Genomic DNA, 269 nt, shown 5'->3' with positions numbered 1-269 from the left:
TACGTTTTGATAACTCTAATGCGCTGGTCACCAGCCCTCGTAGCTGATTAAGGTCAACAGGCTTTGAAATAAAATCAAAAGCACCAGCCTTAAGGGCACTGATGGCTGTTTCGACGTTGCCGTACGCGGTAATCATGGCAACGGGCATATCGGGATGATTTTTTTGTATGAACGACACGAGATCAATGCCGTTGCCATCAGGCAAATTCATATCGGTGAGACAAAGGTCAAAGCTTTGTTCACTTAGGTAGGCCTTGGCGTCCATGATT

The 269-nt window shown here is 46.1% G+C and carries 1 protein-coding gene; it reads right to left on the bottom strand.

Features of this window, described 5'->3' with window-relative positions; all coding sequences use genetic code 11:
* Nucleotides 1-269 (bottom strand): response regulator (locus A3757_RS06135; protein ID WP_156506219.1); only part of this gene is annotated, 269 nt, incomplete at both ends.

The sequence above is a fragment of the Oleiphilus sp. HI0117 genome (genome assembly GCF_001635235.1).
This window is presented reverse-complemented; position numbering and strand designations above follow the sequence as displayed.